This window comes from Legionella sp. MW5194 (assembly GCF_016864235.1).
Taxonomy (GTDB): Bacteria; Pseudomonadota; Gammaproteobacteria; order Legionellales; family Legionellaceae; genus Legionella_C.
This window is the reverse complement of the sequence record NZ_CP045732.1, coordinates 306,396-329,448: the sequence shown is the minus strand read 5'-3', so window position 1 is coordinate 329,448 and position 23,053 is coordinate 306,396. Positions and strand designations below refer to the sequence as shown.

Sequence of the window (23,053 nt, the reverse complement as noted above, 5' to 3'; positions counted from 1 at the left end):
TTTCCAGGGAGGGAAAATGGACACGGGAGCTATTCTACGGACTGACTTGTTCAGTACGGAGCAGGGAGAAGCATTGCCTTCGCTGCTTGTTCAAAATCTGGAACGATTCACCCGCAAGCATTACCTGATTCCGGATGCCATGCAGTTCAATAATGCTGTTTTAGGAGCCGGCAAGCCAGGTGATTTGGCTGTTTTTTATGGGCATCATGATCGTATAATCGGCTTTATGCGCGTTTACCGGCAACTGTTTTGCATGGATGCCAGAGACTACATTGTTTTTCTAGGCGGGACTTACCATGATCAACGGCTGAATATTTGTTACAGTGCGGCCAAAATCGGACTCATTCAGGCCATGAAGTACAAATTGAGTCACCCTGAGCAGGAACTGGTGTTTTTCTCCAATGTCAATACACCAACCAAGTACCAGTTTTTGTCGACCATGAGCGAGATATACTATCCGCGACCGCAAAAACCTGTTCCCGGGTCGATTCTTCAATTGGTAAACAAGCTCAAGGCATGCAATCACTGGCAATCAGCCGACCATCATCCCATGGTAATCACCAATCAATTGGCGGTCCTTGATCCCGAGTTGCCGCTTGTTGAGCAGAATGAATTGACAGATTATTATCACAGCATCAATCCCGAGTACCGCAAAGGCCACTCCCTATTGGTTTACCTGCCGCTTAACCTGGCCACCATAGGCCATGGTATCCGGCAGGTGGTGACTAACTCGCCTCATTTAATGAGTTCCGAGTGCTGTTAGGTGAACACCTGGTTGTTGCTGGCTTGTTCACGGGTATAAGTGGCATTGACCACGGCAGCGGATAAAGCGGGTTTGGTCTGGGCAGTAGGAAACAGGCTTAGCGCCACTAAAGGTGATTCTTTTTTCTCATCCAGTGGATTTGGTTTTTTCTTCTCATCGGCCAACTCGACTGATTCTGCCGATAAGACATTAGTGGGTTTTTCTACCGGAACACGAATTGGTTCGGCATCCGGTCTTAAAAGAGCCAATTCCAACTGTGACACTTTTTGTTCAAGCTTGCCTTTTGCTTTCTTTTCAAGACCCAACGCGTTACCTAATTCATTAACACGCTGTGTTTCCTTTTCCAAAGCGGACTGTAATCTTAGATTTTCTTGTCTCGTTTTTTCGAGCAGCTTTTTGGTTTCCTCCATTTCCTTTAATTTTTCCTGAGCCTCTTTAAGCTGGTTTCCCCTATCAACTGCTGCATCGGTTGCCTTTTCTTTTTCAAAAATGACTTTCTGCATTTCTTCGCTTGCCTGAGTCAGATTTTTTCCCAGACGTTCGTTGTCGATAACCAATTCATTGTTGTGGGTACGGAAATGCTCCACGTCTTTTTTTAGTCTGCCAATGGTTTCATTTGCGCCTACTTGAGCACTCTTTTCTTTATCAAGTTCCTCTTGAGTACGTGAAACAACTGTTAATTGATTTTTTTGATGGTTGATGTTATCAAGCAGGCTCTGCATTTCCAGATTTTCATCGTGATTCTCTGATTTATCAGTTAACTTATCAATTTTTTCTTTATCAAGTCCAATCATTCGACCAATGAGGTTTTCAATACCGGGACGCTCGACAAACCAGTAGACGGCAAGTGCTGCCAGACCAACGCCCACACTGACTAAAATAATAGGCCAGAACGTGGCGGAAACGCTGGCTCCAATAGCGCCGGCAATGGCTAAAGCCACTGTTTGGCCCGCAAAAAAACCACCGCTGAAAAAAATGACCCCGGTGATTGCCGCTGTCACCAATTTGGCGGCTTTAAGGACCGGCCTCTCCAATGACTTTTTCAACGTTTCTGCGTCTTTTAAAATTTCTTCCCGATGTGCCTTTAAAGCCTCGATCAACTGTATGTATTCTTCAAGTTCCTCAGAGGCTTGCTTCTTGCGCCATTCTGAATTAATTTTTATACGCAGTGCCTTAATGGACTCAAGTTCTTTGATGTAGAGATCAACCATCTTCGGCGCGCTTTTCAAATTCACACCCAGATTATGGGAGATCTCGACTAAGTCAAACGCATAAAAAACCAGAATGGACAGAACTGAAAAGACTGTACCGGCGACAAAAATACCCACCGTAGGCAGATTAAAAATACCCAATAAAGCGGTGATGCCATCGAAACCTTCACAACCAAAAAAGACGGTGCCCGCAACAACCAAAAGAATGAGTTTGAGCTTGTTAAACCAATTGGACTTTTTCTTTTCTGCAATTTTATTGACTTGTAACGCTTTCTCCATGTCTTTTAAGTGGGCTGCAATCAGCGCTTCAACATAGTACCGCTCTTTATCTTTCATCTTTTGAGACGTGAGCGCAAACAACCCTTGTAAATCCTGAAGCCCAGCCTTTGCAGGCTCAGACTTTGAGCTGTCTGATTCCTCTAAAAAAACAGCAGGAACTAGTTTATTCAGGTTAATACCCGCCTTTTTGGCCTTGGCAATTACCTTTAATGTCGCTTTTCGGGTTACAGGAGGTAAACTCACGTCAGTACTCCACTGGATTAGGTTAATTCACTGCGAGCAGTGCATACCCAGGATCATACTGAATGTTTATTAAACAAATATTAACTAGCGCATGGTATTGAAATAAAAATTAATACAAACATACTGGGGGGAGAATTCAGAACAAGAAAGGACGTGTGCGAAGAATAGCAAAGAGTGATGAGAGCTGATTTCTTCTTTGCCACTCCACTGTACATTGGAATAGGCCCTCAAGTCATGGTACAGGCGTCTACTCCGCACTTTCTTGATAAATCAGCGCTTGAAGTAGACCTATACCTTATTCATCCAGAGGGGTTTTGATGTAATGGCTCAAGCGTGCGGAAATTAACCACATGAAAATGCCAATGGCTAAAGTCGCCAAGCCAATCCAGGCAAATACATTGGTGTAGATAGCCAATGACTCCAAACCCGGTTTCACATGCTCAGGTAACGCAGTAAAGGAGGCGACGGAAGCACCGATAAACCCGGCCACCGCAGACGTGAGAAACCACATGCCCATCACAAAACCGGCAATCTGGGCAGGTACCAGTTCAGCCACCATGGCAACACCCAGAGCGGAAACAAACAATTCGCCGGTGCTTTGGAAAAAGTAACTGGCCACCAGCCACCAGGACGAAACCAAGCCGGCTTCGTCATGAAAAAAACGTGCAAAATAAAGGAGGGTAAAGCTGATGCCGCAGCAAATCATGCCTACTGCAAATTTGTAGGGGATGTGAAAATGCACGCGTGATTTGTGCAGACGGCTGTAAAACAGGGCCAGAATGGGGCTCATGACAATAATCCAGATGGGATTTAATGCCTGGAAAGTCTGGGGATCGAAAGCGACGCCTAACAGGACCGGGTGCACATTATTGACCGCAAATAAATTCAAGGAGGTCGGCATTTGTTGATAAAGAGTAAAAAAAACAATGGCTTCAATCATCAACACCAGGGCCACAACCATACGCAGGAAGGAGCGGTTCTTTTCACGACGCATGTAAACAAAGTAAATGCCCACGACAATTGCCGTCACCAGCCAGACCAACTCTTGAGCAATCATCACATGTTGTAACAGGTAGGCCGAGGCGAAAGTCGCTGACACGATGCCGGCAACCACCACAGCCCATTGCCATAACTGGATGACCTTATTGTCTGCTTCGGTATTCACATTGGCAACATGCTGACGCTGAAACCAATAATTAGCCAGCCCTAATACCAGTCCGATGAAGCTGACAAAATAGGCATAAGGGTATCCATAGCGGGAAGAAATGGCAGGCCCGGCAATCAGAGCCACTGTTGAGCCTAAATTAATGGCCATGTAATACAAGGTGAAACCACCGTGCAGGCGGGGATCGTCTTCGGTGTAGCATTTGGCGAGAAGGCTGGAGGGGTTTGCTTTAAACAAACCATTACCCACACAGATTAAACCAAGCGCAAGAAAAACACGCTCTTCGTCTGCAAATGCCAGAGCGAGGTAGCCCAAGGCCAGGGTGATTAATCCGAGAACAATCGTGCGCTTGGTGCCGAGCACTTTGTCACCAAGGTAGCCACCAAAGGCAACCATTCCATACACCAAGGCCGAAAAGGCTCCAAAAGCAAAATAGGCTTCGTTGTCGCTGAATCCTAAAAAGCGCATGAAATACAGGGTAAGAATGCCCTGTACCGTATAAAAACCAAACCGCTCCCAGATTTCCAGCATGAAAATCATGTGGAAAGCGCGTGGTTGCTCACGAAATAATGCCAGCATGAGCCGCCGCCTCATCAATCCATAATCAGATCAACTAAGCTATACCACTTTATTGAGGATTGCAATCGTAGAAATTACGTGAATTGATTGCTTTTGGTGTCGTCTTCCTTCATGCCTTCCCCCTCCTTATCATCTTCATCATCCTGGATGGCAGAGGGTTTTTGTAAACTGTCCTTCACGTGGTGTTCATTAGCAATCGTTAACATCATCGCTGCCTCCGGTTTTTCCAGTAGCGAACTCGTGAAATCCACTGCATTCTCCAAATCAATCTGCTCTTTCTCACTGAGTTTTAACTCGCCATCCCTGATTTGCTTAACGGCTTGCCCCAGTAATTTCAGAGCCGGTTTAATGGATTCAAACAGATCAGAGACACAACTTAAATCCTCATGCGGACATTCTGCCTTGAGATTTTGCTTTAATTGGCTAAAGAAATTCAAAACCCCTCTGGCATCGTTTTTTTCGACCAGGGACGTAAGCTTGTTATTCATTGCATCCATACGCTCTGTCTCAATCTGAAGCTGCTGGGTTAACTTTTCCAGCTCATCCTTTGACTTCCCTCCCAACAGGCTTAAGCGCGGGCGCGGGTGCTCAATTAACCCCGCATCGTTTTTATCGAGCGCATCATGGTCTGTCAAGGCCGCTTTTTCGCTGTTGGCATCGATTAGCTCCGGCGCAGGTTCCCTGGAATCGTCCTTATCCTGTGTGAAATTGCTCGCAACCCAGCTGCCAAATTTTTTAACATAGGGTGCAACCATGGGCCCCAGGAAACGCCCCGCCGCATAGCTGACGCCGATGACACCTGCGGCAGCGAGAATGCTTAAGCCAGCCACCGGAAAAAACAGGCTCACAATGGCGCCGATCACAACCATGGAGCCCAAGCCGATGGCAACACCCTTATCCATAAAGGCGGTGAAGCCCATTTTTTTGAGCTTGGCATTGTCTGTGGCCTGTTTGTCGTACAGGGTCTGCAGAGCCTCCTCCCGGCTTTTCGCCTCATCCCCAAGCGTTGTCAGGCTGCTTTCGATCTGGCTGATTCGTTTTGCATCCCTGGTCGCATCGAGTGTTCCAAGCTCATTCTCCAATCGCTCAGCTTCCGACGCGATATCCTTTAACTCCGTCATGCCGGCTTCAATGCTTGTTTCCGTTTGTTTCAGGGATTTTTTCAACTTCTGGCGTTGATAAATCATATTCCCGAGCGTAATGACACTGACTCCCAAAGCGATACCCGCAGCGGCCACACCAATGTAAGGTGCGGCAACCGGAACCAGGATGGCCGTTAATGCAAGTCCAAGTCCCGTGGCTGAATACAACCAGCGCCCTGTTTTTGACAATGTAATCGGCTTTTCACCAGCGATGAATGCCGCCAGGGAAACAAGCGGGATACGAACAAAATCCACAGCCGCCAGGGCAGCACCGGCGATATGAAAACCGGAGCCCGCCGCCTGAAGTGGCTGCGACACGTGACCCGTTGCAGCGATAAGACTGCTGATGGTGCCACCCGTTCTACCCACGCCCTGCAACAACCCGGTCAGGCCGGGTATTTTGGCTTTAAGCAAATCCTTTATAAAGCCGGGATCAGCCGGTGGATGGCCTTCAAATGTCCGGTCCTTAAGCTCCTTCAATTTTCTTGCATGCTCAGTGGCCTTTTTACGCAAGGCTTCCGGAGTTAATTCCTCGTCGAGGTCGGTTTCGGGGATAAAACTGGATGGCGGGTTGGGGATTTTATCCTGACTCATTACTACACCTGATTCATGACAATAATTATTATTATAGCAAACCGTTGCTTAACGAATGCTGATGTAATGAAATAAATCCCTTTGCTCAGTGGAAATTAAACAATTCATCCTGGCGTTCTTAAGAGGCTTGCCAGAGACACCCGAAGTCATCTATATTTTCAACATTAATTTTAAGAATAAGAGTCCATGGCTAAAAAAGCCCTTTATCTTGCTGGCGGCGGTGCCCGAGGTGCCTATCAAGCCGGCGTATTGCAAGCCATCAGCACCATTCTTGGGGTTAAGAAGATACCCTTTGAAGTCATCAGCGGTGTCAGCGTCGGCAGCATCAATGCGGCTATCCTGGCTGAAAACGCAACGGACTTTCCAGCGGGCGTGGAGAAACTGGTGGGTCTCTGGGGCGAAATCCGCTGTTCGCAGATTTATAACGCAAGTAATTATGAGTTAAGCAAATCGGTTTTCCGCAATTTAAGCCATATGATCATCAAACAGCGGCAATCCGGTTATCTGCTCAATACGCTTCCCCTGCACGACTTCATCAACAGCAATGTCGATTTTGAGGCCATCGAACGCCACATTCTTGATAATCACATTGAAACGCTTGAAGTCATCAGTAATTGCTATGAAACCCATCAAACCGTTTCCTTTTACCAGCATACCGATGCCTTTTTTGAGGATTGGAATTACCCCAGGCACATGAGTGAGCGCACCAACTTAAGAATGGAACATATTCTGGCTTCCGGTGCTTTGCCTTTGTTTTTCCCCACCGTTAAAATCAATGGCCTTCATTACGGTGACGGCAGTATGGGGCTGGTTTCTCCGTTACGAGGCGCCATACGCTGCCAAGTGGAAAAAATTCTTATCCTTGGCACACGGCAATTGCCGGAAGCAACCAATACTGAAAAATTACGCAATGGCGACATCGGTTTTGCACACATTCTGGGCGGCATGCTGAACGGCCTGTTCCTGGATAATCTCGATCGGGATATTGAGCTCGTCAATCGCATGAATGACATTGCCCGCATGATTTCCTTATGGAAGAAACGCCGCTCCCCCTGGCGTCCCATTGAAACACTGCATTTGCGCCCCAGCATCGACATGGCAGCCATTGCTCAGGAACAATACAAAAACATGCCGGCACTGCTGCGTTTCCTATTAAACACGCTGGGGGCCAAAAGTCACTCAGGCGACCTGCTCAGTTTTCTGTTATTTGAAAAGGAGTTCACTCAGGAACTCATTCAACTGGGCTATGATGACACCATCAATGCCAAAGCGGCTGTTGAAGATTTCTTTTCCTAGTGTGTCCCCTGCTGCTTTTCTCGCAACCGGGCTAACACGGCTGCACGTTCTGGAAAAAGACCATGCCAGATAAAAAACGCCTCAGCGGCCTGCTCGACCAGCATGCCCAAACCATCTGACGCCCCGCACCCCCTTTGCCTTGCCCAGGTGACAAACGACGTACAGCCCTGCAGAGTATAAGACAAGTCATAGCAGAATGACTCTGCCTTGATGGCCCCCTCAGGCCAGGTGATTTCCTCCTGCCGGGTACCGGCAGACGTGGCGTTAATGAGCAGATCAAACGGCGCGGAGCTTCCCCAGGCCTGGCAATGAATCGAGGGAAAATCGGCTTGTAAATCCTTTGCACGGTGAAGGTTGCGGTTAGTGACCGTGAGGCCGCCAATTCCTTCCGCCAGCAGCGGTGCGATAATTCCCCGCGCTGCACCGCCTGCTCCTAAAATTAACACCCGCTTATCGGCAAGGGACATGTGGGTTTTCAAATCGCGAATCAAGCCGATACCATCGGTGTTGTCCGCGTGCAAATGCCCTTCCTTCATCCACAAGGTATTGGCAGCACGGGCTTGCCGGCAACGCGGCGTTACCTGCTCTGCCAACTGGTAGGCCTCTTCTTTAAAAGGAAGGGTCACATTAAGCCCCTTCCCCTGGGCGGCAAAAAAATCCTGCACAGCAGTCACAAAATAACCGGGCTCAACAGCGATTTTTTCATAACTTAACGAAACACCGCTTTGAAGAGCGAACTGTTCATGAATAAAAGGCGATAAACTATGGGCCACAGGATGGCCCATCACAGCATAACGATTAACCATGAATCCTCTTTAATCTTTAAGGCTCTTGCTGACAATTTCCTTGAGATCCCGTGATAGCTCCAGCGCGTTAAGCCGTTCCAATTGCTTGCGCATTAACTCCTGTCTCGGTTTATTAAAGCGTCTTAAGCGGGTGAACGGCGTGGCCAATCTCGCAGTCACCTGGGGATTCATTTTATCCAGTTCAACCAGAATATCCGTTAAAAAGGCATAGCCGCTGGCGTTTAACGCATGGAAATGCCGGTAATTGCTCATGCAGAACGCCCCAATCAGTGATCGCACCTTGTTGGGATTTTTTAACGAAAACGCCGGATGATGGACTAATTGTTTCACCAGATCCAACGTATTGACCGCCTCGCCTGTAGCCTGCACGGCAAACCATTTATCAAGCACCAGTTCATCGTTTTGCCATTGGGTGAAAAAGCGCTCGGCCGCCTCTTCGCGAACCGCACGGTCCTGACAATTGTTTAATAAAGCAAAGCTGGCCATTTGGTCGGTCATGGTTTTAGCCTCGGCAAATTGGCGTTGGCAAAGGGGTAGGGTTTCTTTCTCACGCGCCTTCATCATCAGCCACAGACAGATGTTGCGTAATTTACGCTGCTGGTAAGCCTGCGCATCCATTTGATGTTTTTCTTGACGCCACAACGCCTGGTAGGTTTCAGACAGCGAGCCATACAATGCCTCGCCTAAAGAGGCACGGTAAAAATCACGGGCAGCCTCCACGGCATCCACATCAATTTCCTGCAGGGAAGACGTCACCTCCTCGAAACAGGGTGGATTTAACAGTTCAGCACGTAATGCGCTGTTGAGGGTATCATCAACAAGCACATGATGATAGGCCTGAAGCAGCGGTGCGGGGATAGACCAGTGTGTTGTGTTGGTTTTTAATAAACCATCAATGCAATCAATGGCCAGTTGCTGGGCAATGTCCCATTTGGTAAACCCGTCGCTTTCAAAGCGCAGCAACGCCAACGATTCGTCCTGACTCAGGTCACGTTTTAGTTTAACCGGCGCAGAAAAATCACGCAGCAAGGACACGATGGGCTTCTTTTTTAAGCCTGGGAAAGTAAAGGTTTGCTCTTGCTCACGCAATTCAAGCACCTCTTTCGCTAACGGAATCGGTAAGCCCTGTTCATCAAAGCAGGCCATACGCACCGGAATATGGAAAGGCGCGTTCTCACTGGCTTCAGGCGTGGGCGGGCAATACTGGCTTAACGTTAAGGTCAGGCAATTGTCTTTAAACTGGGTTTTTGCGGTAATTTCCGGTGTACCCGCCTGGCTGTACCAGCGTTTAAATTGGGTCAAGTCAACCTGGTTGGCGTCTTCCATTGCCGCCACAAAATCATTAATGGTCACTGCCTGGCCATCATGCCGCTTGAAGTACAGATCCATCCCACGGCGAAACCCGGCTTTTCCCAGCAGGGTTTGCTGCATGCGAATGACTTCTGCGCCCTTGTTGTAAACCGTTGCCGTATAAAAATTATTAATCTCCTGATAGGATTCAGGTCGTACTGGATGGGCCATACTCCCGGCATCTTCCGGGAATTGCTGCGCTCTCAATGCCTTCACATCCAGAATGCGGTTAACATCACGGGCATGCATGTCCCGGGAAAATTCCTGATCACGAAAAACGGTTAACCCCTCTTTCAGGCTAAGCTGAAACCAGTCACGGCAGGTCACACGATTGCCGGTCCAGTTATGGAAATACTCATGGCCAACCACCCCTTCAATGTCAGCAAAATCCTGATCAGTGGCCGTATCGGGCCGTGCAAGAATGTATTTGGAATTGAAGATGTTCAAGCCTTTGTTTTCCATCGCACCCATATTGAAATCGCTGACGGCGACAATCATGAAAATATCCAGATCGTACTCACGTCCATATTCCTCTTCATCCCAGCGCATGGCGCGTTTTAGCGATTCCATGGCATGGCTGCATTTGTCTTCGTTGCCGGGTTCTACATAAATGCGTAACTCCACCGAGCGCCCGGAACAGGTGATAAACTGGTCTTCAACACAACTTAAATTGCCGGCAACCAGGGCGAAGAGGTAAGAGGGTTTTTTAAAGGGATCCTGCCAGACCGCCCAATGCCTGCCACCGTCCGCCAAACCGCGGTCAACCGGATTGCCATTGGATAACAACACGGGGTATTTGGCTTTGTCAGCGCAGATGCGGGTTGTATAAGTCGCCAGAACATCGGGTCTGTCCGGAAAATAGGTGATGCGGCGAAAACCTTCCGCCTCACACTGGGTGCAAAACATCTGATTGGAACGATACAGACCAGAGAGTTTGCTGTTTTTCTGTGGATAAATTCGGGTCACCACCGTGATTGTGGCTTCATCGGGGCAATTTTCAACCAGCAGATGGCCATCGACAAAACGGTAATTTTTTTCCTTGATCTCGCGGCCGTCGATGTGAAGGCTGACCAATTCCAACTCATCACCGAACAATTGCAGGGGTCCTGCATACTGTCGTTTGACCGTCATGTCATTCGTCACCAGCGCATGATCGTCAAACAGTTCGAAATTTAATTGAACCGTTTTGATTGAAAATACAGGGGATTGGTAATTTTTCAAATAAACCGTGGTCTCTGGCATGAACATTGCTCCATTCTGGGTAGACTTACTCTTGAATAATAAAAAACGGTATAAATAATGATTTGATTCTTTTTAATTTTTTTATGCCTTAGCTCTACTTCAGGAACCATTTTGGTTCTATACTAAATTTAAGGATAGTTTGTCGCTTTTATCAGAGAAATGCAAAGTGGTAAAGGCAAGACGTGCGTTTCCCGCCAGGGATTTTAGTGAAAGGGGATGGCTTATGAGCACAGAAGATTTTTTATTAAATTACACTCGACGCTTTGTCGACAACAAAGAAGAAGAGTTGACTCTCAATGAATATCTGGAGTTGTGTAAAACCGACCCAACGGCTTATGCCAATCCTGCTGAACGCCTGCTGCTGGCCATTGGCGAACCCGAATTGATTGATACACGTCATGATCCCGTCTTATCAAGATTATTTTCCAACAAGGTCATTCATCGTTACCCCGTGTTCCGGGAATTTTTTGGCATGGAAGAACCCATTGAACAAATTGTGGGTTTTTTAAAGCACGCAGCTCAGGGTCTGGAAGAAACCAAACAGGTCCTTTACCTGCTCGGCCCCGTCGGCGGCGGCAAATCGTCGCTTGCCGAGAAGCTTAAGGATCTGATGCAAAAAGTGCCCTTTTACGCCATTAAGGGATCCCCGGTGTTTGATTCGCCGCTGTCTCTTTTTAACCCGGAGGAAGACGGTGACATTTTAAGGGAACGGTATGGTATTCCCACCCGACACCTGCGTTACGTCATGTCCCCCTGGGCAGTGAAGCGCCTGCAGGAATTCAATGGCGACATCAATCAATTTAAAGTGATTAAATTAAAGCCTTCCCGCCTGAAACAAATTGCCGTTTCCAAAACGGAGCCGGGTGATGAAAATAATCAGGACATCTCCTCGCTGGTCGGTAAAGTCGATATCCGTAAACTCGAAGAATTTTCTCAGGACGATCCCGATGCCTACAGTTATTCCGGCGGTTTATGCCGCGCCAACCGCGGTATAATGGAATTTGTGGAGATGTTCAAAGCACCCATCAAGGTGCTGCATCCGCTATTGACTGCGACTCAGGAAGGCAATTACAACGCCACAGAAGGCTTATCGGCCATCCCCTTTGAAGGCATTATCCTGGCTCACTCCAATGAGTCAGAATGGCAATCCTTCCGCAACAATAAAAACAATGAAGCCTTTATTGACCGTATTAATATTGTCAAAGTTCCGTATTGCCTGCGCGTGTCTGAAGAAATCAAAATTTATCAGAAACTGCTTGATAACAGCTCGTTAAAAAGCGCCCCCTGCGCGCCCGGCACGCTCGATATGCTGGCTCAATTTTCCGTATTGACTCGCCTGAAAGAACCGCAAAATTCAAGCATTTATTCAAAAATGCGCGTTTATAACGGCGAAAGCCTTAAAGACACGGATCCCAAGGCCAAATCCTATCAGGAATACCGTGATTTTGCCGGTGTGGATGAGGGCATGAGCGGCATCTCCACCCGCTTTGCCTTCAAAATCCTGTCCAAAGTCTTTAACTTTGACCACACCGAAATCGCCGCAAACCCGGTGCATCTGCTCTATGTGCTGGAGCGCCAGATTGAGCAGGAACAATTTCCGCAGGAACTGCATGAAAAATACCTGGCCTTCATTAAAGAGCATCTGACTCACCGTTACGTTGAATTCATTGGTAAGGAAATTCAGACTGCCTACCTCGAATCCTACTCCGAGTATGGTCAGAACATCTTCGATCGTTACATCACCTATGCGGATTTCTGGATTCAGGATCAGGACTACCGCGATCCGGACACTGGCGAAATCTTTGACAGGCCGTCATTAAATTCCGAATTGGAAAAAATTGAGAAGCCAGCAGGTATTTCCAATCCCAAGGACTTCCGAAATGAAGTGGTGAATTTCGTCTTGCGTGCACGGGCGAATAACCACGGCAAGAATCCAATATGGAACAGTTATGAGAAATTAAAAACGGTCATTGAGAAAAAGATGTTTACCAATACCGAAGACTTGTTGCCTGTGATTTCTTTTAATGCCAAAGCATCGGAAGATGACAAGAAGAAACACGAAGAATTTATTGCCCGCATGGTTGACAAAGGGTATACCCGCAAGCAGGTTAGATTACTTTGCGAATGGTATTTACGTGTACGCAAATCGCAATAACACCAGCATAAAGGGTTGTTTTTTTCTATTATTGAAGGAAGCAACCCGGATGCGGATAAGGATGTGGCCATGTCACAACTGATTGATCGACGACAAAACGCCGGCAAAAAAAGCACGGTGAATCGCCAGCGCTTTCTTCGCCGTTACAAAAACCAGATTAAACGCGCTGTCTCTGATGCAGTTGGTAAACGAAGCATTACCGAAATCGATCAGGGCGAACAAATCAGTATCCCAGCAAGAGACATTTCTGAACCACGCTTTCACCGTGGTCAGGGCGGACGTATTGAACGGGTGTTACCCGGGAATGATCAATTCATCACTGGTGACCGCATTAAACGCCCCTCCGAAAGTGGGGCTGGTGGCAGCGGCGGCCAGGCCAGTGACAGCGGCGAAGGCGAGGATGATTTTGTCTTTCAGCTTTCCCGCGAAGAATTTCTTGAAATTTATTTTGAGGATCTCGAATTACCCGATTTGGTTAAAAAGGAACTGGCTCGTCTCACCACCTACAAAACGGTGCGGGCCGGCGTAACCAGCAGCGGAATTCCCAGCAACATCAACGTCGTACGCTCCATGCGTCAGGCAACCGGCCGTCGCGTGGCACTGTCATCCCCTTACAAGCGTCAGCTACGCGAAGCGGAAGAGGAGCTGGCGAGACTCGAAGCGGATCCCACCGCCGATCAGGACATCGTGGCCAAGGTCAGACAGACGGTTGAATTTTTAAAACGCAAGATTCAGGCTGTGCCATTCATTGACACCATTGATTTGCGTTACAATCACCGCATACGAATTCCTTCGCCCTCTACACAGGCCGTTATGTTTTGTGTCATGGACGTTTCAGGCTCGATGGATGAAGCCAAGAAGGACATCGCCAAACGCTTTTTTATTCTTCTCTACCTCTTCCTGACCAAAAATTATGAAAAAATTGAGCTGGTTTTTATTCGTCACCACACCTCCGCCAAGGAAGTGAATGAAGAAGAGTTTTTTTACTCCCGCGAGACCGGCGGTACCGTCGTCTCCAGTGCTCTTGAACTCTTGCATGCCATTATCGAAGCCCGCTACCCGCCTTCTTCATGGAATATCTATGTCGCTCAGGCTTCAGACGGCGACAACTGGAATGCCGACTCGCCCTATTGCCAGGAGTTGCTGCAGGAGAAAATCATGCCGCTGCTGCAATATTTTGCCTACATTGAAATCATGCCCCGTCATCACCAAAGCCTTTGGGAAGTGTATCAGCAGGTTAAAAACAACTACCCCAACTTTGCCATGGAAAACATCGATAATGTTACCGATATTTACCCTGTGTTTCGTGAGTTATTCAAAAGGAAAACGGTATGAGGAAAAAACCGATATCAACAGGTGCGGAATGGACCTTTGAATTAATTCAAACTTACGATAAAGAAATCGGACGTCTGGCCGCTGACTTTAAGTTAGACACTTACCCCAATCAGATTGAAATTATTACCGCGGAACAGATGATGGATGCCTATGCTTCCGTCGGCATGCCGATTGGTTACCATCACTGGTCCTTTGGCAAGCATTTCGTGGGTGTGGAAAAAAGTTATAAACGCGGCCAGATGGGGTTAGCCTATGAACTGGTGATTAATTCCAACCCCTGCATTTCTTATTTGATGGAAGAAAACACCATGGCCATGCAGGCCTTGGTGATTGCTCACGCCTGTTATGGCCATAATTCGTTTTTTAAAAACAATTACCTGTTTAAGATGTGGACCTCAGCGGATGCCATTATTGACTACCTGGTTTTTGCCAGAAACTACATCAGTCAATGCGAGGAACGGCATGGTATTGATGAAGTGGAAGCCGTCCTTGATGCCTGCCATGCGCTGATGAACTACGGGGTTGACCGCTACAAACACCCCGCCACCCTGTCCATTCAGGAAGAAAAAATCAGGCAGCAAAACCGTGAGATGTATTTGCAATCGCAGGTTAATGAATTGTGGCGAACCATCCCGCAAAGCAAGCACGTGGATGCTAATGGCCATAAAAAGCGTTTTCCGGAAGAACCGCAGGAGAATATTCTTTATTTCATTGAAAAAAATGCGCCCTTACTGGAGTCCTGGCAGCGGGAAATTGTAAGGATAGTGCGTAAAATTGCCCAATATTTTTATCCGCAAGGGCAAACTAAAGTGATGAATGAGGGCTGGGCATGCTTTTGGCATTACACTCTGCTGCACGGCCTCTACGATGAAGGCCTGGTTACCGATGAATTTATGCTGGAAATTCTGCAAAGCCATACCAATGTGATCATGCAGCCGGCTTTTAACAGCCCCTATTACAGCGGCATCAACCCGTACACACTCGGTTACCACATGATGCAGGACATCAAGCGCATTTGCGAGTCTCCCACTGAAGAAGACAAACGCTGGTTCCCTTTCCTCGTCAATACCGATTGGCTAAGCAGTCTCGATACCGCCATGCGCAATTTTAAAGATGAAAGTTTCATTGCCCAATATCTGTCGCCACGCTTAATTCGTGAATTAAAATTATTCCATATTGTGGATGATGACCGGCAACCGGAACTCATTATTGGGGCAATTCACGATGAATCGGGTTATCAGACCATTCGTGAGTCACTGTCATCGCAATACAACCTGGGTAACCTGGAACCCGATATTCAGGTGTATTCCGTCGATGTTGCAGGTGATCGATCGCTCACTTTGCGGTACACCCAGCAAAACCGCATTCCTTTAGGTGAAAGTACAGACGAAGTATTAAAACACCTGCACACCTTATGGAAATTTCCAGTCATTCTGCAAGCGGTTGACACGGAGGGTCAGATTCTTCAGGAATATCATTGCCCGCCGCTTCCGACGACCAAAAGCGGTAAAGAAATCCACTAAAGGGGTCATTCACAGCCTTATTAACACCCTCTCCCCGCGGGAGAGGGCGCAAGCTCACCTTATTCACTCGCCAATTCAATCGCAAAGGCCAGGCCTAAACGAGTGAAATTGGTCATGTGCTCAAGGCTTAATAGCGACATGGTATCGGATGAGGTATGAATGTAGGGGTTGTGATCATCAAAGCTGGTTTCACACGGGAACGCCGCAGGAATACCTTCGTCGGTCCATGAGGCATGATCACTGCAGCCATAGCCACAACGCGAGTAATTGACGGGAACTTTAACGTAATGCGTGATTAATGAAGCGACAAAATCACTGAGTTTTTTATCGGTGTAATCTTTAAAGACCCAGATGGTTTGATCCTTGGGATCGTTGCGGAAACCCGTCATATCGAATTGGATTGCTGCCTTGACCGGAATGGATTTATTCATGAATTCTTCAACGACATGCTGAGAACCAACAAGACCACGTTCCTCGGCTGCGTACCAGATGATATAAACCGGGCGTTTTAATTTCTGATCGCTGGCCAACAGGACACGAGCAATTTCCATCACGCTGGACGAACCGCTGCCATCATCGCCGGCACCCGGCATGCGGCCATCGAGGGTATCCATATGAGCGCCAATGACGATGCCTGGGGCTTTAATGTCTTTTCCGATCACCGTGACTACGGAGGGTTGCTTGTACCAGCCGGTTTTAACCAGGTACGTGTCCGTGTCTTGACGTCCGTATTCGGTCGCCATTTTTTCAAAACTGGCCTTAATCCAATTGGCGGTTTCAACGCCGGTATCCTTGGTGGCGGAACGGTTGTAATAGCTGGTTAAATGCGTCAGCGTGTCCCAAATGTTGTCCGCCTTGACCTCTGCCAGTGCCGCATCCACCTCAGCCTGGTGTTTAATCTCATAGTTTTCAGTCTGCACCGCTTTTTTAGGGGATGCGCTTAACAAAGCTTGCGCTTTTTCAGGTAATAAACCGGCTTTGGCGCGGGCCAGCTTGTGGCTCACGTTGATGTAATGCCCGCAACCCACCTTATCAGCAAGACGCGTGATGGTGTCCAAATCGTCTGAAGGGACAGAAATAATTTTAAAATTGCGGTTTTCAGCCAGGACCGGGTAGTCACTTGGCAAATGACTGGCCAAGCATTGAGGTACTTGCAACTGTTCGTTAATCACAACGGGCTTTGCAACAGCAGGACCTGCGAGGGCGACGCTTGCGGAAAGACCGATCATCCATTGTTTCAGACGCATTATTTCTCCTTAGTAATAAAATGCCCTTTGATAGTACATGATGATCGCCATGTTGCAACTTCTTTTTTTGACGATGAACTAATCGAGCATAGTGATTCTTTTTGCATCTACTTTGTTGATAATCATTTTCATTTGTTATAAAGTACCACAGCTTTCAAATGCTCAGGGTGAATGATGAAAACAAAAAAAATTCCGTATTATCTTTTTCTATTCCTGTTAACGGCAGGCGCCAGTCTGATTCTTGGCTTTTTAAGTTTCGGCGGCATGTATGCCCTATTGCCTTTATTGCCTCTGGCTTTCACGGCCTTTGGTTTGTCGGTGGCTTACGAAGGTGAAATTTATTTTCAGAATATTAAAGGGGCATTTAATAAAATAACGGGGCGCGATTACCTAAAGCGTTACCTTGCCAACCAGTACCTGCTGGAAAAATTCCCCAAAGAGGAAGAATTTAATAGCAACGAGCCTCTACCGCAATTCTTTATCGATTACCGGGCCCAATTGCTGGAAATGGAAAAATTCAAGCATGTCAAACTGAATGCGGCCAGCCGGAAACGCAAAAAACAACTGAAGCAACGCCTGCGTGACATGGAAAACTGGTTTGCGCTGCAGCTCTTCGCCAAAGACGATGAGGGGGAAGGGATGCTGCCACTGACCCCCTATGAAAGTAGATTACGTGAGTGGCTTAAAACGCACCAGCAGAAAGAAAGTCAGGATTTATTGGCAAGCCGCCAGCGTCTTTATCGCGGCGTCCAGGCGTTCAGTGTCTTGGCCGCAGTCTTCATGGGGATAGGCACGACCTACCTGTTAGTGGGTGAATTCGCAACCATTCCGCTGTTAGCCACCATTCCCTTCGGCTTTTTGCCAGCCATCATTCTACCCATGGCCATTGTTGCCGGGACAGCGTATGGTTTTCTGACCTACAATGCCATCACCGACATGATTAATAACGATACCCTGCGCAAGTGGTATCGGCGCCTTCGTGATGATTTTAAACAGGGCGTCACCGTCAAAAATGTCTTTATGGCGGTCACGGCCGTACTCCTGTTGGGTTTAGCCACTGCCTTAACCATCTGCACCGCCGGTACCTGGTGGACGGTGGCTAAAAATGCCCAACCCCTGTTTGGCTGGATGGTCAAAATACCCAGTTTTGTCATGGGGGTGATCAATCCCATCATTACCGGCTTTTCCGCCTTGATTTTTAATCTTGAAAATACCGCGGACTCACTGAATATCATTTACTCTGCCTTAAACAGCGGCCGTAATTTTTTCCAGCACGCGATCACGCGATTGAGTAAATGGGGCGCAGAATTGTATGCGCGCGAAAACTGGGGGCAGATCTTAAACCCGTTTCGTTTAATCCTGAAATTAACCATTGTGCCTTTGCGCATCCTGTTTTTTTTCGGCCATTTGGTCAGTATCGGCGTTACCGCGGACAGGGTCCCGGGCATCCCTGAAATATTGTCAGCCATTCTCGGCATTGTCAGCGAAGGGTTTGAAGACATGCATTATTTCATGTCTCACTCCCATGAGCACCGCCACAGTGATTTTCGTGATGTATTGAACGAGCGCCTCGGGAAAGAACATGGGCATTCGCATGAGGCGGATTTACCGACCCGGATGCTGAGGTTCATTTTCATACCCATCTATTTTCTGGCCGCCCTGTGGGATTACGGATTCAGCCAACTCAATAACCCGGAAGTTAATCAACGCAGTCCGCATGCCGATTTTAAGAGCGCCTGGAATAAGCAACGCGGCAATCCCTTTGACTCGGAAACCGAAGAAAATGTGGTGGTGGAAACCCAACCCTCTGAGGACTGGGAAACCGAACAGGCCCTGTATCATGTCAATCTTTACCGGCAGGAGCATTTCAAACGAACGCTTTTGAAGCCTGGTGTGGCAGACATGAAGTCGCAAAAACTGGAGGAACTGGATCAGTCGTTACGTCGTGGCGAGGAAAGGGCCCATGAACTGGTTAAAAATGAAGCCAGAAACCCTGTTCACAAAACCCACCGCTTTTTCAGCAAAGGCCCTACTCAGACCGAGGCATTTCTGGAAAAACTGTCAAAACGGATTTCCCCAGCGGCATAAACCGCCCCCTACTGGATTTAGCCTTCGGGCTTTATCCAGGTTCATTCTGCTGACTAAGTCAGTAAATTTTTTAAACCCTGCAAATGAGAACGCGCCAATTCTTTAGACTTGGCCTCGTTGCGTTCCTTTCCTTTGCCAAACCATTCCAGGTGTTCTTCCGGCAATTCCTCTAAAAATCGGCTGGGCAAACAATCCTGCAACTCCCCGCCACGTCGTCTCTGACGGGCTAAGGTAAAACACAGGCCTTTTTGCGCCCGGGTAATGCCGACATAGGCAAGCCGGCGTTCTTCGTCAATCTGCTCCTCGTCAATACTCACCCGATGGGGCAGCAATTCTTCTTCCATGCCGACCAAATAAACATAGGGGAATTCGAGGCCCTTGGAGGCATGCAGGGTCAGTAACTGCACCGTTTCCCGATCATAATCTTCCGACTGTTCGAGGATATCAATTAAAATCAATTTGTTGATGACATCGGCCAGCGACGGCGTTTCGTCTTTAGCCAACAGACGACCGACCCATTCCAGCAGTTCCAGGACATTTTCCATGCGCTTTTGTGCCTTTGCCGGTGCATCACTCTGTTCATAAAGGTAGGCTTCATAGCCGCTTTCCTCCACCATCTGACGCAAAGGCTCAATGCTGCCATCGCCAAGGCGCGACTTGATGGTTTCCAGCCATTGCTTAAATTGCGCCAACGCCGCACGCGGTTTGTCGGTGAGCAATTCGCTTAAGGCCAGGTGGTCGGCCGAGGCATAGAGACTGTGTCCGCGAGCATGGGCATAATGACCCAGCGCATCAAGACTGGCCTCGCCAATGCCCCGCTTGGGCGTGTTCACAGCACGCAAAAAAGCCGCATTGTCGTGTTCGTTGCACAGAAGCTTCAGGTAAGCCAGAATGTCCTTGACCTCGGTGCGGGCAAACCAGGATTGCCCGCCGCTAATGCGGTAGGCAATGCCATGGTGACGAAGCACTTTCTCAAACACCCGGGACTGGTGGTTGCCCCGGTATAAAATGGCGTAATCGCCGTATTCATTGCCCATCCTGAGCTTATGGCTGATTAAGTCGGCCACCACTTGTTCTGCTTCATCCTGTTCATCACGGCAACACAGTACCCTGAGCACCTCCCCATGACCTAAATCACTCCACAGACGCTTGTCAAAAAGATGCGCATTGTTGGCAATTAAAGTATTGGCCACATGCAGAATGCGGCTGGTTGATCGGTAATTCTGCTCGAGTTTAATCACCTTCAATTGCGGGTAATCTTTTTGCAGTTGCGCCAGATTTTCCGGACGAGCACCGCGCCAGGCATAAATCGACTGATCATCATCCCCCACCACGGTAAACTGGGCACGCACACCGGTTAATAAGCGCACCAATTCATACTGGCTGGTATTGGAATCCTGGTATTCATCAATCAGTAGATGGCGGATTTGATTCTGCCAGCGCTCCCGCACCTCGTCATGCGCCATCAGCAGTTCCACCGGTAGACGAATGAGATCATCAAAATCCACCGCATTATACGCTTTCAAGGCCTGTTGATACGCCGGATAAAGTCTCGCTGCCTCTTCGGCATGAGGGGATGATCCGAAGGCAGAGGAATGGATTTTTTCAGGAGAAAGCAATTGATTTTTCCAATGGGAAATCTGATGCTGAATCTGCATGACATAATCGCGCTCATTGGCTTTGCCCGTGGGCAGCAGCCCGCGCAACAGTTGCAGGCTATCCTCGGCATCAAAAATGGAAAATCCTTTCTTAAGGCCTGCCAGGCCGAGTTCACGTTTTAAAATACCAAGGCCCAGGGTATGAAAAGTCGCCACTTTCAAACCGCGTCGTTTGCCTGCAGGCAGGGTAGCAGACACCCGCTCCCGCATTTCATTCGCCGCTTTGTTGGTAAACGTTACAGCATACACCGTAGCCGGCGAATACCCGCATTGTTCGATTAAATAAGCGATTTTTTGAGTAATGACCCGTGTCTTGCCGCTTCCGGCGCCGGCCAGCACCAGCAGGGGTCCGCCGATGTAGGTGACCGCCGCCATTTGTTGTGGATTAAGCTTCATGAGCCCTCGCCAAAAAACTGGCATTATCGCGCGTCAAAAGCAGGCAGGCAATGAACTTTGTGCTAGAATTTGTCTTTTTGGCTTAGCGATTAATGATGAGAGAACCGGATACCCTGCAGGGCTTTATTTTTGAAAACGAAACCATACGCGGCGCCATTGCCCATCTCGATGACAGCTTTCAAGCCATCATGCAGCAACGCCCTTACCCTCCCATGGTGCGTAATTTATTGGGCGAGGCCCTGATTTCCTGCCTGCTGCTCGCCGGCAGCGTGAAATTTGAGGGGGAAATCAGTTTGCAGTTTCAGGGAGACAATCGTCTGCCCTTGTTGCTGGTGCAATGCGATAATCAATTAAACCTGCGCGGGTTTGCCAAATTTGAAGAGAATCTTGAAATTGCGGATTATGCCGAAGCGTTTCTTCAGGGACAGATGGTATTGACCATTAATCAATACCAGCAGACACAAGCCTATCAAAGTATGGTGCCGCTTCACTCCACCTCCATGAGTGAAAATTTAATGCATTATTTTGCCCAATCCGAGCAGATTGCCACACGGGTCTGGCTGGCAGTTAATGACGAACGCGCTGCGGGCATGCTGCTGCAACTCTTGCCCGGGCAATCCGACAGCCAGCAGCGAGAGCATTTCTGGGAGTATGCCGTGCAACTGGGTCAGACAGTCAGCGAACAGGAATTACTGACGCTTGATAATCAAACCCTGCTTTTCAGGTTGTATCATGAAACCGAACTGCGGTTGTTCCCCAGCCGCGAAACCCGCTTTCAATGCCGCTGCAGTCCTGAAAAAATGAAGCAGGTCATTGGGGTACTTGGCGAAAGCGAAGCCCAGCAATTGTTGCAGGAGCAGGGAACAATTGAAATCGCCTGTGATTTTTGCAACAGTCATTACCAATTTGACACCATTGATATTGCGCTCTTGTTCAGAAAATAGGGGTAACCGCGGTTGCCGCGGTTATCCATTAAATCCATCAGGCATCGAAGGAAAACGCTTGCACTGTCTCAGTCAGGGCCTCCAGCTTGCGAATGGAATCCGTCTTGAAAAAGGTCGGCCTCTGATTCACCTTCTGCGCAGGAGAATCACCGAATTGAGCGATAAATCCCTGAACCCGCTCAACAAAATCGACAATGTATTTCTTAACCCCACGGTGATTTTCCAACTCTCCCCTCGCTTTATCGATAATCGAATTGGCATTTGCCACAAAGAGTTTCCCATCTTTGTGCTGCTGATAAGTCACGTAATTTTCATTAAGCTTCTCATGCAGGGTCTTGGCTTCATTATAAGCCGCTTGGTATGTCTGAGGATCTTTTCGACTCGCCCTTTTAAAATCCTCTACTTTTTTGGAAAGATCGCTTAACTGCGCTTCAAACTTTATTTCATGGGGTTTAGGCTTCAAAACCGGCTCTTTTTCGATGTCTTGGGCAACCTGCACTGGTTCCTCAACAACAGTTTTACCGTGCACGGCCGTTGCGGCGAAGGGCAGGAGAATAGCCTCCTGCGACTTGCCAAGCGGCTCTTTTGAAGGCAATACATTCGCCTCATGATAAGCTTTAATAAAGCGTTCCCGCTCTTCCTTGGTAATGAGCATGTACTTTTCAAACACCAACAGGATCTTATTTAACAAACCGGGTGTAATCGACACGGCAAACTGCGCATGGTAATGGTCAGCATCCCAATCAAAATCATCGCGATGGTAACAGCTGTGATCAGTATCTTCACGATGCACAAAACGCTTCACATTATACTGGTTTGCTACATGCTTCAACGCGCTATTTACTTTAATAGCCTGACATTCCTCAAACCTCATCACCTCCATCAATACTGTCATCACTTCCCATGGCTGTTTGCTTCTTAAGCTATCAATAGAAGGTAAATCTTTGGATTTCGGGTAGATGGTGAGCGTATTTTTATAGAGGCTAAAATTAATTTTTTCGGTCAGATGCGTAAACGCCCGCGTCATTGTTCGCTCC

General features: G+C 48.0%; 15 protein-coding genes. 7 read left to right on the top strand and 8 right to left on the bottom strand.

Annotation, left to right across the window (positions count from 1 at the left end):
* Window positions 1–16: 16 nt before the first annotated feature.
* Window positions 17–763: a hypothetical protein gene (locus tag GH742_RS01525; protein WP_203455855.1), complete on the top strand. Its 747-nt coding sequence runs from the start codon at window positions 17–19 to the stop codon at window positions 761–763.
* Here GH742_RS01525 and GH742_RS01520 read toward each other — a convergent pair.
* From GH742_RS01520 to GH742_RS01510, 3 genes are all read right to left on the bottom strand, one after another.
* Window positions 760–2,496, bottom strand: a complete 1,737-nt coding sequence (locus GH742_RS01520; protein WP_203455854.1) for a hypothetical protein — start codon at window positions 2,494–2,496, stop codon at window positions 760–762. The two genes, GH742_RS01525 and GH742_RS01520, sit on opposite strands and share 4 nt — an antisense overlap.
* Before the next feature lie 295 nt (window positions 2,497–2,791).
* Entirely contained in the window at window positions 2,792–4,240 is a 1,449-nt protein-coding gene (locus GH742_RS01515; protein WP_203455853.1) for an oligopeptide:H+ symporter, read from the bottom strand.
* A 74-nt stretch (window positions 4,241–4,314) separates the two neighbouring features.
* Window positions 4,315–5,976 carry a hypothetical protein gene (locus GH742_RS01510; protein WP_203455852.1) on the bottom strand — a complete coding sequence of 554 codons (1,662 nt, stop codon included), beginning with the start codon at window positions 5,974–5,976 and terminating at the stop codon, window positions 4,315–4,317.
* 186 nt (window positions 5,977–6,162) lie between these two features.
* Here GH742_RS01510 and GH742_RS01505 point away from each other — a divergent pair, with 186 nt between their 5' ends.
* Window positions 6,163–7,272: a patatin-like phospholipase family protein gene (locus GH742_RS01505; RefSeq protein WP_203455851.1), complete on the top strand. Its 1,110-nt coding sequence runs from the start codon at window positions 6,163–6,165 to the stop codon at window positions 7,270–7,272.
* Here GH742_RS01505 and aroE read toward each other — a convergent pair.
* Both aroE and pepN read right to left on the bottom strand, forming a co-directional pair.
* Window positions 7,269–8,078 (bottom strand): shikimate dehydrogenase, encoded by an 810-nt coding sequence (gene aroE / locus GH742_RS01500; RefSeq protein ID WP_203455850.1) that lies wholly within the window; start codon window positions 8,076–8,078, stop codon window positions 7,269–7,271. The genes GH742_RS01505 and aroE overlap by 4 nt on opposite strands.
* A 9-nt stretch (window positions 8,079–8,087) precedes the next feature.
* Window positions 8,088–10,670 (bottom strand): aminopeptidase N, encoded by a 2,583-nt coding sequence (gene pepN, locus GH742_RS01495; protein WP_203455849.1) that lies wholly within the window; start codon window positions 10,668–10,670, stop codon window positions 8,088–8,090.
* A gap of 223 nt (window positions 10,671–10,893) precedes the next feature.
* On the opposite strand from pepN, the gene GH742_RS01490 reads away from it, so the two are divergent.
* The 3 genes from GH742_RS01490 to GH742_RS01480 all read left to right on the top strand — a co-directional run bounded on the left by GH742_RS01490 (window position 10,894) and on the right by GH742_RS01480 (window position 15,683).
* Complete coding sequence (locus GH742_RS01490; RefSeq protein ID WP_203455848.1) at window positions 10,894–12,825, top strand: PrkA family serine protein kinase; 1,932 nt, start codon at window positions 10,894–10,896, stop codon at window positions 12,823–12,825.
* Between the two features lie 69 nt (window positions 12,826–12,894).
* Window positions 12,895–14,160, top strand: coding sequence for a YeaH/YhbH family protein (locus GH742_RS01485; protein WP_203455847.1), 1,266 nt, complete (start codon window positions 12,895–12,897; stop codon window positions 14,158–14,160).
* A complete protein-coding gene (locus GH742_RS01480; RefSeq protein WP_203455846.1) occupies window positions 14,157–15,683 on the top strand; it encodes a SpoVR family protein in 1,527 nt (508 codons plus the stop codon). The genes GH742_RS01485 and GH742_RS01480 overlap by 4 nt, the downstream gene beginning before the upstream one ends.
* A gap of 59 nt (window positions 15,684–15,742) precedes the next feature.
* Here the strand turns inward: GH742_RS01480 and lapA are convergent, their stop codons facing one another.
* On the bottom strand, window positions 15,743–16,930 hold the full coding sequence (lapA, locus tag GH742_RS01475; protein ID WP_203455845.1) for an aminopeptidase LapA: 1,188 nt from the start codon (window positions 16,928–16,930) through the stop codon (window positions 15,743–15,745).
* A 171-nt stretch (window positions 16,931–17,101) separates the two neighbouring features.
* On the opposite strand from lapA, the gene GH742_RS01470 reads away from it, so the two are divergent.
* Window positions 17,102–19,018, top strand: coding sequence for a hypothetical protein (locus GH742_RS01470; protein WP_203455844.1), 1,917 nt, complete (start codon window positions 17,102–17,104; stop codon window positions 19,016–19,018).
* A 53-nt stretch (window positions 19,019–19,071) separates the two neighbouring features.
* Here the strand turns inward: GH742_RS01470 and GH742_RS01465 are convergent, their stop codons facing one another.
* Window positions 19,072–21,096, bottom strand: coding sequence for a UvrD-helicase domain-containing protein (locus tag GH742_RS01465; protein ID WP_370569507.1), 2,025 nt, complete (start codon window positions 21,094–21,096; stop codon window positions 19,072–19,074).
* A 71-nt stretch (window positions 21,097–21,167) separates the two neighbouring features.
* Between GH742_RS01465 and hslO the strand changes: the two genes are divergently transcribed.
* Window positions 21,168–22,016 (top strand): Hsp33 family molecular chaperone HslO, encoded by an 849-nt coding sequence (gene hslO / locus GH742_RS01460; RefSeq protein WP_203456806.1) that lies wholly within the window; start codon window positions 21,168–21,170, stop codon window positions 22,014–22,016.
* A gap of 37 nt (window positions 22,017–22,053) precedes the next feature.
* On the opposite strand, the gene GH742_RS01455 is transcribed toward hslO, so the two are convergent.
* Entirely contained in the window at window positions 22,054–23,043 is a 990-nt protein-coding gene (locus GH742_RS01455; protein WP_203455842.1) for a hypothetical protein, read from the bottom strand.
* Window positions 23,044–23,053: the final 10 nt, after the last annotated feature.